General features: G+C 68.9%; 11 protein-coding genes and 2 pseudogenes. 7 read left to right on the top strand and 6 right to left on the bottom strand.

Annotated features, from left to right (window positions below):
• Positions 1-166 precede the first annotated feature (166 nt).
• The 4 genes and pseudogenes from ACZ9QC_RS18530 to clpB form a co-directional block, all read right to left on the bottom strand.
• Positions 167-1816 carry a M4 family metallopeptidase gene (locus ACZ9QC_RS18530; protein WP_472921126.1) on the bottom strand — a complete coding sequence of 550 codons (1650 nt, stop codon included), beginning with the start codon at positions 1814-1816 and terminating at the stop codon, positions 167-169.
• A 233-nt stretch (positions 1817-2049) separates the two neighbouring features.
• Positions 2050-2214: a hypothetical protein gene (locus tag ACZ9QC_RS18535; protein WP_472921127.1), complete on the bottom strand. Its 165-nt coding sequence runs from the start codon at positions 2212-2214 to the stop codon at positions 2050-2052.
• A gap of 203 nt (positions 2215-2417) precedes the next feature.
• A complete protein-coding gene (locus ACZ9QC_RS18540; protein ID WP_472921128.1) occupies positions 2418-2963 on the bottom strand; it encodes a YbjN domain-containing protein in 546 nt (181 codons plus the stop codon).
• Positions 2964-3256: 293 nt separating this feature from the next.
• A pseudogene (gene clpB, locus ACZ9QC_RS18545) lies at positions 3257-5863 on the bottom strand (ATP-dependent chaperone ClpB); the annotation flags it as partial.
• 79 nt (positions 5864-5942) lie between these two features.
• On the opposite strand from clpB, the gene ACZ9QC_RS18550 reads away from it, so the two are divergent.
• Positions 5943-6395 (top strand): pyridoxamine 5'-phosphate oxidase family protein, encoded by a 453-nt coding sequence (locus ACZ9QC_RS18550; RefSeq protein ID WP_472921129.1) that lies wholly within the window; start codon positions 5943-5945, stop codon positions 6393-6395.
• A 319-nt stretch (positions 6396-6714) separates the two neighbouring features.
• On the opposite strand, the gene ACZ9QC_RS18555 is transcribed toward ACZ9QC_RS18550, so the two are convergent.
• Both ACZ9QC_RS18555 and ACZ9QC_RS18560 read right to left on the bottom strand, forming a co-directional pair.
• Positions 6715-7050, bottom strand: a complete 336-nt coding sequence (locus tag ACZ9QC_RS18555; RefSeq protein ID WP_033524521.1) for a Rieske (2Fe-2S) protein — start codon at positions 7048-7050, stop codon at positions 6715-6717.
• A 5-nt stretch (positions 7051-7055) separates the two neighbouring features.
• Positions 7056-7238 carry a hypothetical protein gene (locus ACZ9QC_RS18560; protein WP_467317622.1) on the bottom strand — a complete coding sequence of 61 codons (183 nt, stop codon included), beginning with the start codon at positions 7236-7238 and terminating at the stop codon, positions 7056-7058.
• A 116-nt stretch (positions 7239-7354) separates the two neighbouring features.
• On the opposite strand from ACZ9QC_RS18560, the gene ACZ9QC_RS18565 reads away from it, so the two are divergent.
• The 6 genes and pseudogenes from ACZ9QC_RS18565 to ACZ9QC_RS18590 form a co-directional block, all read left to right on the top strand.
• Positions 7355-8374, top strand: coding sequence for a helix-turn-helix transcriptional regulator (locus tag ACZ9QC_RS18565; RefSeq protein WP_472921130.1), 1020 nt, complete (start codon positions 7355-7357; stop codon positions 8372-8374).
• A 24-nt stretch (positions 8375-8398) separates the two neighbouring features.
• Positions 8399-9409: a helix-turn-helix transcriptional regulator gene (locus ACZ9QC_RS18570; protein WP_472921131.1), complete on the top strand. Its 1011-nt coding sequence runs from the start codon at positions 8399-8401 to the stop codon at positions 9407-9409.
• Positions 9406-10410 carry a helix-turn-helix transcriptional regulator gene (locus ACZ9QC_RS18575; RefSeq protein WP_472921132.1) on the top strand — a complete coding sequence of 335 codons (1005 nt, stop codon included), beginning with the start codon at positions 9406-9408 and terminating at the stop codon, positions 10408-10410. The genes ACZ9QC_RS18570 and ACZ9QC_RS18575 overlap by 4 nt, the downstream gene beginning before the upstream one ends.
• Positions 10407-11399 carry a helix-turn-helix transcriptional regulator gene (locus ACZ9QC_RS18580; RefSeq protein ID WP_472921133.1) on the top strand — a complete coding sequence of 331 codons (993 nt, stop codon included), beginning with the start codon at positions 10407-10409 and terminating at the stop codon, positions 11397-11399. The genes ACZ9QC_RS18575 and ACZ9QC_RS18580 overlap by 4 nt, the downstream gene beginning before the upstream one ends.
• A gap of 434 nt (positions 11400-11833) precedes the next feature.
• The gene (locus ACZ9QC_RS18585) at positions 11834-12652 is read left to right on the top strand and encodes an ISAs1 family transposase (protein ID WP_472921134.1); all 819 of its coding nucleotides are present in this window, start codon (positions 11834-11836) and stop codon (positions 12650-12652) included.
• Positions 12649-12867 (top strand): annotated as a pseudogene (locus ACZ9QC_RS18590) (ISAs1 family transposase); the annotation flags it as partial. The gene ACZ9QC_RS18585 and the pseudogene ACZ9QC_RS18590, both read left to right, overlap by 4 nt.
• Positions 12868-13106: the final 239 nt, after the last annotated feature.

Consider the following 13106-nt stretch of genomic DNA (forward strand, 5'->3'; position numbering starts at 1 on the left):
GAGCCGATGCCGTCCCGCGGCCCGAGAGCGCTGCGGCGGAGCGCGAGCCGATGCCCGTCCCGCGGCCCGAGGGCGCTGCGGCGGGGCGCGCCGGACGGCCCGCCCGACCGGCGTCGAGCCGCCGCCACCGGCCGCGCCGTGTGACACGTCCGGGGCACGATGCCGCTCAGTTCACGTTGACCGCGCTCCAGGCCGCCGCGACCGTGTCGTACTCCGTGCTGCCCGCGCCGTAGAGGTCGCGGGCCGCGTTCAGGGTGGCCGTCCGCGCGCCGGCGAAGTTCGTCGTGGACGTCATGTAGACGGTCAGGGCGCGGTACCAGATCGCGCCGAGCTTGGCGCGGCCGATGCCCGTGACGGTCGAGCCGTTGTACGTCGGGGAGTTGTAGCTGACCCCGTTGATGGTCTTGGTGCCGCTGCCCTCCGCGAGGAGGTAGGCGAAGTGGTTGGCGACGCCGGACGAGTAGTGGACGCTGAGGTTGGCGACGGAACCGCTCCAGTAGTCCGCGGAGCCGCCGTCCCTGCTCGGCCTGTCCATGTAGCGCAGGGCGTCGCGCCCCAACCCGGAGCGGACGACCTTCTCGCCGATCAGGTAGTCGCCGGGGTCCTGCGGGTTCGCCGCGTGGAACTCGACCAGCGTTCCGAGGATGTCGGACGTCGCCTCGTTCAGGCCGCCGGACTCACCTGTGTAGACCAGTCCGGCGGTTCTCGAGGTCACGCCGTGGGACATCTCGTGGGCGGCCACGTCCAGCCCGACCATCGGCCCGAAGTGGACGCCGTTGCCGTCGCCGTACGTCATGCAGAAGCAGTCGTCGGTCCAGTACGCGTTGGAGTACTTGTTGCCGTAGTGGACGCGGTTGTAGGAGCCCTTGCCGTCGCCTGCGATGCCGTTGCGGCCGTGGACGTCCTTGTAGTAGTCCCAGGTCATGGCGCTGCCGTACTGGGCGTCGAGGGCGACTGTCGAGCGGTCGGCGGTCGTGCCCGTGCCCCAGTGGTTGTCGTCGTCCGTGAAGAGGGTCAGGGGGACACGGCCGCTGCAGGTGCCGCCGCCGCACACGTCCGTCCTGTCGGCCGCGTCACCGGTGTAGGTGTTGCCGCGCGTGGGGTCCTTGAGCTGGTACGTCGATCCCGAGAGGGTCGTCTCCAGCGGGACGGTGCCGCTGTACAGGGACTGGCCGTCGCCGGCGACGGTCTCCATGGTGTCCCAGGCGTCGATCTGGGCGCCGGTGCGCGCGTCGGACAGCACCGCGCGGGCGACCGGGTTGCCGAGGGAGTCCAGGGCGGAGACGTTCGTGCGCCAGGCCAGTCTCGGGGCACCGTGCACAGCGTCGACGACGAGCTGGGGGCTGGCCTTCACCTGCTTCAGCGTCTCGCCCGGCCTGGCCGAGCGCAGGGCCTTCGCGGCGACGTCGGCCGCCTCGGGGGCCGGCACCTTGGGGGTGGTGCTCGGCAGTGAGATCGCCGTCCTCGCCGCCCGGTCGGCGCCGCGGTACGTTCCGTCGGGCGCCAGGTGGACGACGAAGTCGCCGCCGAGCACGGGGAGTTGGCGGTACGTCCGGTTGTACCGGACGTGCTGGGCGCCGTCCTTGTCCACGACCACGTCACGCACGGAGGTGTCCTGCGCGGAGGTGAGGCCCAGGATCGCGGCCCGGTCGGCGAGGACCGCCGCCGCGTTGTCGAGGGCGGTGGCACGCGTCGGCCTGTCGGCGGCGTCGGCGGCCGGGGAGAGTGCGGCGGCCAGCAGTGTGGCGGTGGTGGTGGCGGCGATGCCGACGGTGGCGAGACGGGAACCTCGGACGTGCTGCCGTAACCGACTCATCAGTGTCTTCTGTCTCCTGGAGAAATGCCTGGGGGCGCGTGTGGGCGGCACCGGGGGCACATGAGAGGCGCTGGGGCGGCGCCGATCTTGTGTTGGCATTCAAGAGGACAGCAGCATGTCATGTCCATACCCAATACATGGGGGCAGGAGAAGGGGTACCTCACGTACTTCGACGCGCTCGACGAGAGACGTGTCGGCTGAATGGCATGACCACCGCGGTGAGGGCTGGTTGCTCACTCCGGACGCGGGAGCTCGTCGAGGTCGAGGGTGAAGGTGCGGCCGTCGGCCAAGGGGATGGGGAGCTTGCCCGTGCCGTACTTGTGGGTGTGTGCCGCGATGTAACCCGTGCCGGTCGGCTGGGTGTGGAGGACGACTTCCTGGGCGTAGGGGTCAACCACCAGGTAGGTCGGGATGCCGTCCTTGCGGGCGGAGGAGGTCGACGACCTCGGAGATCAGCAGGACTGGGGCACACCGGGCAAGGCCGCGCCCGAGCTGGTGACTGCGGTGCGCTCGGCGAGAGGGAGGGCTTCGCCCTCTGGCGTCCCTCCGGACGGCCACCGGGGGCAGTCGCCGCCGGTGGCCACGGAAGCGGGCGGGGCGGCTACGCGTCGCCCTCGTCGTCCTTGTCGTCCTTGGGCTTGTCGGCCTCGTCGACGTCCTCGGCCAGGCCGAGCTGCTCGACGAGCCACTTGTCGAACTCGATGGCGGCGCGCACCCAGCTGACCGTCGACGAGACGAAGTGCTCCAGGCTGACGCCGGTGCCGATCAGCAGCTGGGCCTCGCCGATGAGGCGGACCGTGCCGTCGTCGTGGGTGTGGCTGTAGACCTTGGGCCACAGGGTGCGGCGGTTCCAGTCGTCGATGGTCTCCAGCAGAGCCGGCTTCTCGTCGATCTGATGCGGGCGGTCGTAGAACGTGCGCACCGAGAAGACCTGCTGGTCACCCTCGCCACGGAACATGAAGTACGTACGGAATTCCTCCCACGGCGCCGCGAGGTCACCCTCGTCGTCGACGACGTACTTCAGCTCCATCTGGTCCAGGAGCTGCTTCACGAGGTCCTGATCCGGGACCACGGGGCCGGGCGGCGGGCCGGGCTGCGGCTCGGGCTGGCCCCCGAAGTTCGGAATCGAGGACGGGTCGATGCTCACCGTGATTTTCCCTTCGTACGGATTCCGCCATCCTCCCCCATGCGGGGGCGGGAGTGGCAACCCCCGCCCCGCGTGGTTCGTCGCCCTTGGCCGGATCCGGGAAGGGATTCGCCCGCGGATTCAGCTACGAGCGTGGACGGGAACCTTTCGGATACCCCCGGTCACGCGTTCTCGGGTACCCCCGGTCACGCGTTCTGCTCCTTCGACATCGACGGTCACGGGTTCTTCTTCTCCATCGACGGGGCGGTCGGGCCGTCCGTCCCGGGGGCGGTCCGGCCGTCCGTCGCGGAGGTGGCCGGTGTGCCCGTCGCCGGCCCCACGATCAGGCCCTCTCCCTCTCCGAACACGTCCACCCGGACCGTGTCGCCGTCCTTGACCTCGCCGGAGAGGATCTCCTTCGCGAGGCGGTCGCCGATGGCGGTCTGGACGAGGCGGCGCAGGGGGCGGGCGCCGTAGGCAGGATCGTTGCCCTCGTCCGCGAGCCAGGCCAGGGCCTCGGGGGTGATCTCCAGGGTGAGGCGGCGCTCGGCGAGCCGCTTGGAGAGGCGGTCGATCTGGAGCTTGGCGATGCGCTCCAGCTCCGCCTTGTTCAGGGCGGAGAAGACGACCAGGTCGTCCAGACGGTTGAGGAACTCCGGCTTGAAGGAGGCCCGGACCACGTCCAGGACCTGCTTCTTCTTCTCCGCCTCGGTGGTGACGGGGTCGACCAGGTACTGGCTGCCCAGGTTCGAGGTGAGGATCAGGATGGTGTTGCGGAAGTCGACCGTACGGCCCTGGCCGTCGGTGAGCCGGCCGTCGTCCAGCACCTGGAGGAGGATGTCGAAGACCTCCGGGTGGGCCTTCTCCACCTCGTCGAGCAGGACCACGGAGTACGGGCGCCTGCGGACGGCCTCGGTCAGCTGGCCGCCCTCCTCGTAGCCGATGTAGCCGGGGGGCGCGCCGACCAGCCGGGCCACGCTGTGCTTCTCGCTGTACTCCGACATGTCGATGCGGATCATGGCCCGCTCGTCGTCGAAGAGGAAGTCGGCGAGGGCCTTGGCCAGCTCGGTCTTGCCGACACCGGTCGGGCCGAGGAAGAGGAAGGAGCCGGTGGGGCGGTCCGGGTCGGCGATGCCCGCGCGGGAGCGCCGTACGGCGTCGCTCACCGCCCGTACGGCCTCGGTCTGGCCGATGAGACGGCGGCCCAGCTCGTCCTCCATGCGGAGCAGCTTCTGGGTCTCGCCCTCCAGCAGGCGGCCGGCCGGGATGCCGGTCCAGGAGGCGACGACGTCCGCGATGTCGTCGGCGCCGACCTCGTCCTTGACCATGGTGTTCTTGGACGCGGCGGCCTCCTCCTCCGCCTCGGAGGCCTCCTCCAACGCCCGCTCCAGCGTGGGGATCTCGCCGTAGAGGAGCTTGGAGGCGGTGTCGAAGTCGCCGTCGCGCTGGGCGCGTTCGGCCTGGCCGCGCAACTCGTCGAGCTTCTCCTTGAGTTCACCGACGGCGTTGAGGGACTGCTTCTCCTTCTCCCAGCGGGCGGTGAGGCCCCGCAGCTCCTCCTCCTTGTCGGCGAGGTCGCGGCGCAGCCGCTCCAGACGCTCGCGGGAGGCCGCGTCGGTCTCCTTGTCGAGGGCCATCTCCTCCATGCGGAGCCGGTCCACGGACCGCTGGAGCTCGTCGATCTCGACGGGCGAGGAGTCGATCTCCATCCGGAGGCGGGAGGCGGACTCGTCGACGAGGTCGATGGCCTTGTCGGGCAGGAAGCGGGAGGTGATGTACCGGTCGGAGAGGGTGGCGGCGGCGACCAGCGCCGCGTCCGCGATCACGACCTTGTGGTGGGCCTCGTAGCGGCCCTTGAGTCCGCGCAGGATCGCGATGGTGTCCTCGACGGTCGGCTCGGCGACCAGCACCTGCTGGAAACGGCGCTCCAGCGCCGGGTCCTTCTCGATGCGCTCGCGGTACTCGTCGAGGGTCGTCGCGCCGACCATCCGCAGCTCACCTCGCGCGAGCATGGGCTTGAGCATGTTGCCGGCGTCCATCGCGGAGTCGCCGCCGGCGCCCGCGCCGACGACCGTGTGCAGCTCGTCGATGAAGGTGATGATCTGCCCGTCGGAGTCCTTGATCTCGGCGAGGACCGTCTTCAGGCGCTCCTCGAACTCGCCCCGGTACTTGGCCCCGGCGACCATGGCGCCGAGGTCGAGCGCGACCAGCCGCTTGTTCTTCAGCGACTCGGGCACGTCCCCCTTGACGATCCGCTGGGCGAGCCCCTCGACGACGGCCGTCTTGCCGACGCCCGGCTCACCGATGAGCACGGGATTGTTCTTCGTACGGCGGCTGAGCACCTGCACGACCCGGCGGATCTCCTGGTCCCGGCCGATGACGGGGTCGAGCTTCCCCTCCCGCGCGGCGGCGGTGAAATCGGTCCCGAACTTCTCCAGGGCCTTGTACTGGCCCTCCGGATCGGCGGTGGTCACCCGGCGTCCTCCCCTTGCCTTCTGGAACGCCTCCTGCAACTTCCTGGCGTTCGCCCCCTGCCGGGAGAGTACGTCCCCGGCCTGGCCGCCCTTCTCCGCGATCCCGATCAGGAGGTGCTCGGTGGAGACGTACTCGTCGCCCAGCTCCTTGGCCTTGGCCTGGGCCTCGGCGACGACGCTCAGCAGCTCGCGGTTGGGCTGCGGCGGCGAGACGGTGGAGCCGGTCACGCTGGGCAGACCGGCGAGGATCTTCTCGGCGCCCGCGCGTACGGCCGCCTGGTCGGCGTCGACGGCGGCGAGCAGGTCGGTGATGTTCTCGTTGTCCTGCCCCTGGAGCAGAGCCAGCAGCAGGTGGGCGGGGGTGAAGTCGGGGTGTCCCTCGGACACGGCCCGGTTGCTGGCCGCGTTGATCGCGTCCCGGCTCCTGTTGGTCAGCTCGGCGTCCACGTTCGCGTTTCCCTCCTGGCGTCAGCCGTCGGCCATGGTGACTTGAGTAACGTACACAAAGTTGAGTCTATTCCACTCAATGTGGGGTCGGGAGCGTTCCCCGTTAGATTCCAGGACCGTGAGCACCTACCGAGTGGATCCGGGCGATCCCGACGACGCGTACCTGGCCTTCTGGCGGGAGCGCCACCTCTGCACCCTCACCACCCTCCGCGCCGACGGCAGCCCCCATGTGGTGCCGGTCGGGGTCACATACGAGCCCGGGGCGCGTCTCGCTCGGGTGATCACCAGTTCGACGAGTGCGAAAGCGCGGCATGTGGCTCTCGCCGGGGAGGAGGGCGCCCGGGTCGCCGTCTGCCAGATGGAGGGCAAGCGCTGGGCCACACTGGAAGGGCGCGCGTTCGTCCGCACGGACCGGGAGCGGATCGCGGACGCCGAGCGACGGTACGCCGAGCGATACGGCAGGGATCCGCGACCGAATCCGCAGCGCGTGGTGATCGAGATCGAGCTGACGCGGGCGTTGGGCCGGGGGTGACGGGGCCGTCGGCGGGAGGGGAGGGCTACGGGGCCGGCCGCCCGCGCCGGTGACGGGCCGCCGGGGGCGGCGGCGGGCCACCAGGGGCGAGGGCGGGCCGATCGTGACCGCCTGCTTCCGGTTGACCTTTTTTCGGACAGATGCCGGACGGACGACGGCCCGACGCCGGACCGATGGGCGGGCGGCGAGACGGCCCCGATACCGGGAGCAGTCCCGAAATATCCCCGTAAACCTGCAGCGGCGTCACCGTGTTCAGGTCACGGTGACGCCGCTGCTGGGGGGAAGCGCCTGAGCGATTTGAAACGACGGGGGAATCGCTTCAGGCACTGCGGGGGGTGGCTGAGACGGCCGTGGAGGCCTGGGTCTCCGGCTCGGCGAGCCGGTGGTCGCGCTGGTCGAGATTGACGAAGACCATCCCGTACCGAACGGCACACCGCACTGGCTGCGGCGCGCCGCGCGGTCGCCGCAGACATCGGTACGCCCGGATGTCCTCGTCCTCGTCCCGGGTCACCACCACCGGTTCGCCGAACACGGTCACCATCAACGAGTCACCGCTGTGGGGGATGGCGGTGGCCAGGTCGATGAAGTGCCAGCCGGAGCGATAGGCGGTGGCCATCTCGCGCCGGAAGGAACGGTCGTCGGGAGGAGTCGTCATGTCATTCAGTCCCAGACGCTGTCTTGTTCGCCGGTCTCCCCGGTAACACTGGCTTCGGCTGCCACCACGGCAGTCGACGCCTCGCCACCGTTCGCCGGGCGAGCACCACTCTCCGCGCCGGAAAGGCCGCTCAGCGCCCCGAAAGCCACAACGGCGGAGAAGGCGGCGACAAGCACCGAGCGAAGCATTCTGTTACGCATAGTCGGCTTCGTCCTCACTTGAAGGTCCCCTCTTCCCCCGTCGGGTATGACGATGACTCATTCGGGCACGTCATGGCCACATAATCGATGCATCATGTTCCTGCATGTTCAGGACCCTGGGGGGTGGAGATTTGGTGACAGATCCGACTAAAGCGACACATCCCCATCCAGTGACCGAGCTGTGCGAGGAAGGTGGGCGCCTCTACGCGAACGCGCTGCGGGTGGGACGTATCGCTCGCGCTGACGTAGAGTCTGCGCCCTGCCTGATGGAGTTCGCACTCCTCCACCCGGATCCGGACGACATCGGCTGGCTGCGCCCCGTGGCCCCCCTGGTCGCCCTGGCCCAGCGACTGACCCCCATAGAGCGCGAAATCAGTGAGCGCCGACGGCTGTCCATCGAACTCTCCGACGTATTCGAGCCCTTTATGGCCCTCACCGCCCAGGAGACCGCACCCACTCACTCGATCACGGTCCTGGAGGGCCTGGACCGCATCAACACGGCGCTTGACCTGGCTACCGCCGAGTGTCAGACCGAGATGCTGACGGTCCAGCCGAGTGGGCGCCGCCGACCCGAGCAGCGGCTCATCGAGGGATTGGAACGTGACCGGCCGCTGATCGAAAGAGGAGTGCGCCTGCGCACTCTCTACCAGCACACGGCTCGTTACAGCCCCGAACGTCTGGGTTACATCGACCAGATCGGCGACGGCAAGGTGGAGATACGCACGATCGACGAACTCGTCGAGCGGCTCATCATCTGCGACGAGAGCGTCGCTTTCATCCCCATCAGGGACGATCGGCAGGTCGCTCTGGAACTGCGCCATCCCGGGCTTGTCCGCTACCTGGTCAAGGTCTTCGAGTTCATGTGGGGCCGAGCTGTCCCACTGACCGCCGGCGCGCCCTATGAGACGGCCCCCGACGGCATCACGGACATCCAGCACTCCATAGCCAAGCTCCTCGTCGAGGGCCACGTGGACGAGGCCATCGCCCGCCGCCTCGGCATGAACGTCCGCACCTGCCGCGCCCACATAGCCAAGCTGGCGACCGCGCTCGGCAGCGGCAGCAGGGCCCAACTCGGCTATCTCATCGCGCAGTCGGGGATGCTGGAGCAGGGGCAGAGCCACTGAGACGGCCGAGGAAAGCGAGTACAGGTGAGCAGCGAGGTCCACGGGCATCGGACCGATGAACTGTGCGTAGTCGGCAGTGAGTTGTACGCGCGAGCGTTGCGGGAAGGACGGGTGCGGGGCGAGGAGGCGTTCGCGGCGCCGTGTCTGGTCCAGGCTGGACTGCTGCACCCGGTCGTCGAGGAACCCGACTGGCTGGAGCCAGCCGCCCCCGCCGTCGCCCTGCACCGAATGATGCGCGGCATAGCGGATCGCATCGCGGAGGATCGGCACAGGGAGGAGCGGCTGGCAGCGGCATTCGAGCCGATGCTGCGGATCGCGGAGCAGCGCACGGCACCCGCCGACAGCGACACACAGGCGATCACTTTGCTGAGCGGGATCGAGCAGATCAACGCCGCCATCGCCGAGGCCATTGCCGGGGCATCCGAGGAACTGCTGTGTATCCAGCCGCACACCAACTACTACGCCCCGCGCGGCCAGAAGGGCCAGCAGGGCCACGCCGTCGCCCTCGATCGGGATCAGTCCCTGCTGGCCCGAGGCGCCCGCATCCGCACGCTCTACCCGCACACCCTCCGGCACTCGCCCTTCGTCCTCGACCGCTACGAGCGACTGCGCGGCGACGCCGAGGCACGCACCCTGGACCAGGTCACCGACCGCCTCATCCTCGTCGACCGCACGGTGGCCTTCATCCCCGCCGACGCCGAGCGCACCATGGCTCTGGAAGTCCGGCATCCCGCACTGATCTCCTTCTTCGCCACCACCTTCGACCGCCTCTGGCATTTGGCGACGCCCATGTACCCCGAGGCCGTCCAGCTCCCCGTGATCGATGGCATCACCCCGCGCCAGCGTGCAATCGCCCGCCTCCTCGTCCTGGGTCACACCGACAGCGTCATAGCTGACCGTCTGGGCCTCAACGTCCGCACCGCCCGCCTCCACATCGCCAAACTCGCCGCCCAACTCGGCAGTGAGAGCCGCGCCCAACTCGGTTATCGCATCGCCGAGTCCGGCATTCTCAAGCAGGAGGACACGAGCCAGTGAGCGCGGAAGGACACCAGAGCCACACGACGGACGACGTGTGCGAGGCCGGCACAGAGGTGTATGCACGCGCCCTGCGCGAGGGACGAATACGCGGCGAAGACGCCAAGGCCGTGCCCTGTCTGATCGATGCGGGGCTACTGCACCCCGTGATCGGGGACCCGTCCTGGCTGGCGCCAGCCGCCCCGGAGACCGCCCTGCACAGACTGCTGCGCAACATCGAGGACCGGGTCGCCGAAGAAAGACGCCGTGAGGAACGACTGGCGACAGCATTCGAGCCGCTGCTGCGGATCGCGGAGCATCAGACGGCACCGGCCGACACCGGAACCCCGGCGATCACCCTGCTCAGCGGCGTCGAGCAGATCAACGCTGCCATCACGGAGGCCATGGCCGAGGCGACCCGGGAAATGCTCTGCATCCAGCCGCACACCCACCAACACGGCCCGCGCGGCCAGAAGGGCCAGGTCGGCGCTCTCGGCCGCGACCAGGCCTTGCTGGCCCGGGGCGCCCGTATCCGTACGATCTATCCGCACACCCTCCGTCACTCCCCTCTCATCCTGGCCCGCTACGAACAGCTGCGCGGCGACGCCGAGGCGCGCACCCTGGATGAGGTCACCGACCGCCTCATACTCATAGACCGCACGGTGGCCTTCATTCCTGTCGACGCCGAGCGGACTATGGCACTGGAGATCCGCCATCCCACACTGATCTCGTTCTTCGCCACGACCTTCGACCGGCTCTGGCATTTGGCGACGCCCATGTACCCCGAGGCCGTCCAGCTACCCGTGGTCGACGGAGTCACCCCCCGCCAACGCGCCATAGCCCGCCTCCTCGTCCTAGGCCACACCGACACCACCATCGCCGACCGCCTCGGCATGAACGTCCGCACCGCCCGCGTCCACATCGCCAAACTCGCCTCCATACTGGGCAGCGAAAGCCGCGCCCAACTCGGCTACCTCATCGGACAGTCCGGGATCCTGGAACAAGAAGGAAGCGCGCAGTGAGCACAGCGACACACACGGAACACGGCGCGGAGAAACTATGCGCCAAAGGGGCGGAGTTATACGAACGAGCCCTCCGCGAAGGACATGTACGCAGCGAGGACACAGCCGAGACCCCTTGTCTCCTCGCCTTCGGGCTCCTCCGCCCTGCCACCGACGGCCCGGGGCGGTTGGAACCCGTCTCACCCGTCGCGGCCCTCCATCGGCTCCTGCGCGGCATCGAGGATCGCATATCCCGCGAACGCCACCGTGAGGAACAGCTGACCGCGATGTTCGAACCGCTGATGCGCGTCGACACGCGCCACACGGGAATCGTGGACAATTCGGCGATCGCATTCCTCAGTGGTTCCGAGCAGATCAACGAGGCCATCACCGCGGCTGTCGCCGACGCGTCGCAGGAACTTCTGTGTATCCAGCCACACGTCAGATACCACCATCAGCAGAACCGCCATGTCGCACTGGACCGCGACCAAGCCGTGCTGGACCGCGGTGTCCGTATCCGCACCCTCTACCAGCACACCCTCCGCCACGCTCCCATGGTCCTCGCGCGCTACGAACAGCTGAAGGGCGACACCGAGGCACGCACGCTCGACGAGATCACCGACCGGCTCATCGTCGTCGACGGCGAAGTCGCCTTCATCTCCGGTGACAAGGCCGGCTCCACCGCTCTGGCGGTCCGCCAGCCAGCCCTGGTCGGATACTTCGCCACGTTCTTCGACCGCCTCTGGCGGCTGGCCACCCCGATGTATCCCGACGCGGTCCAGCCCCCAACGATCCACGGCATCACCCCCCGCCAACGCGCCATCGCCGCCCTCCTCACCGAAGGCCACACCGACACCGTCATCGCCGACCGCCTCGGCATGAACGTCCGCACCGCCCGCGTCCACATCGCCAAACTCGCCGCCACCCTCGGCAGCGAAAGCCGCGCCCAACTCGGCTACCTCATCGGACAGTCCGGAATCCTGGAACAGGAGCCGGGTACGCGGGAATGATCGGCAGCGGGTCCCTCGCCGAAGGTATCCCGGAGACACCCAGGGCTTTCGGCGTAGTCGCGTGACGCCCGATTCGTGGTGAACTGCCAGCTCAGCGGCAGTGTTCTCGGAGCGTGATAGGCACGGCTTCCAAGATCATGGAGTTCTCTACGCCCCGTGATCCAAGTGGGAGACCGTGCCTGCCGACGTATCATCTCTGATCCCTCGTGCTCTTGACCAACTGCGCGAGAATCCTCAGATCGGAACCGAGGAGGTCCCAGGCCTGCTGGAGTGGCTGGCCGAGGTGCCGGGCCCGCGTGACACCCGCGGGGTGCGCCACCGCCGGGCTGTCGTGCTCGCTCTCAGCGCGTGCGCGGTGTTGGCCGGTGCGACCTCGCTGCTGGCGGTCGGCGAATGGATCGCCGATGCCCCCGGTTATGAGCTGGAACAGGTCGGTGCGAACCCCGATCCGCTTCTGCCCAGGCGGGTCCTGCCCGGCCGAGACCACGGTCCGCCGACTGCTGGCCCGCATCGACGGCGACGCGCTGGACCGGGCGGTCGGACGCTGGCTCGCCGACCGCCGCCCGAAGGCGACCGGGCTGCGCGGCCTCGCAGTGGACGGCAAAAGCCTGCGCGGCGCGGCCAAAGCGAACGGCCCGCAAGATCCCCTGCTCGCCGCACTGGAGCACGCCACCGGCCTGGTCCTGGCCCAGCTGGACGTCGGCGAGAAGACGAACGAGATCACCTGCTTCCAGCCGCTGCTGGACACCGTCGCCGACCTGGCAGGAGCCGTCGTCACCAGCGACGCCATGCACACCCAGCGCGAGCACGCCGACTACCTCCTCGGCCGGGGTACCCACTACATCGTGATCGTCAAGGGCAACCAGTGCGCCACGAGGCGCTCTGACACATCCCCGCCACAGGCGGGACAGACTCGAAGGGAGGTCTGCTGGGTCCGATGGCTGACCTGGATCCGAAAGGTGAAGGGGACAAGAGCATGCCAGGAAACCGGCGACCGGGCCCAGGTGCCTGGAGCGGTGCGCCGGGGGACCCGCGCGGTATGGCGAAAGCTTGACTGCCTGAACCCTAATCTCCAGCGGCAGCAATTTACTGCGACCGGAACGGCACCTGAAACCGGTGCCCGTCGTGACCGGGGACGTACTGGTTCGCCCTGGTCAACCTTCGCGGCGGGAGCGATGCCCAGCGAGGGCATTGAAGGAGGGACATCGGCCACGGCCGCTCGGAGACCCGCCCGATCAAGGTCGCCACCGTGAACAGCCTCCTCTTCCCCGGGGCCCGCCAAGCCGTCCAGATCAAGCGCCGGCGCACTGACCGCAAGACGGGCAAGACCACCGTCAAGACGGTCTACGCCGTCACCAGCCTGACCGCGGAGCAGGTCACCGCGGCCCAGCTCGCCGGACTCGTCCGCGACCACTGGAAGATCGAGGCCCTGCACCATGTCCGCGACACCACCTTCGCCGAGGACGCCTCCCAACTGCGGACAGGCAACGCGCCTCGCGCGATGATCACCTGGCGCAACCTCGCCATCGGATTCCTCCGCACGGCCGGAACGAAGAACATCGCGACCGGCCTCCGCCGTAACGCCCGCGACCCTCGCCGCCCCCTCGCACTTCTCGGCCTCGGATAATCACGAACCGGACGTCACGCGACTACGCCGAAGCCCTGTGATGCCCCCCTACGACTGGACTCCTCAGCGAGGGATGTCAA

Source organism: Streptomyces sp. HUAS MS02, from assembly GCF_055702265.1.

Coding starts and splice junctions, on each gene's coding strand:
- ACZ9QC_RS18530 (WP_472921126.1), bottom strand. CDS start 1,816: ATGAGTCGGTTACGGCAGCACGTCCGAGGTTCCCGTCTCGCCACCGTC.
- ACZ9QC_RS18550 (WP_472921129.1), top strand. CDS start 5,943: ATGTGGGGTCGGGAGCGTTCCCCGTTAGATTCCAGGACCGTGAGCACC.
- ACZ9QC_RS18555 (WP_033524521.1), bottom strand. CDS start 7,050: ATGACGACTCCTCCCGACGACCGTTCCTTCCGGCGCGAGATGGCCACC.
- ACZ9QC_RS18560 (WP_467317622.1), bottom strand. CDS start 7,238: ATGCTTCGCTCGGTGCTTGTCGCCGCCTTCTCCGCCGTTGTGGCTTTC.
- ACZ9QC_RS18565 (WP_472921130.1), top strand. CDS start 7,355: ATGTTCAGGACCCTGGGGGGTGGAGATTTGGTGACAGATCCGACTAAA.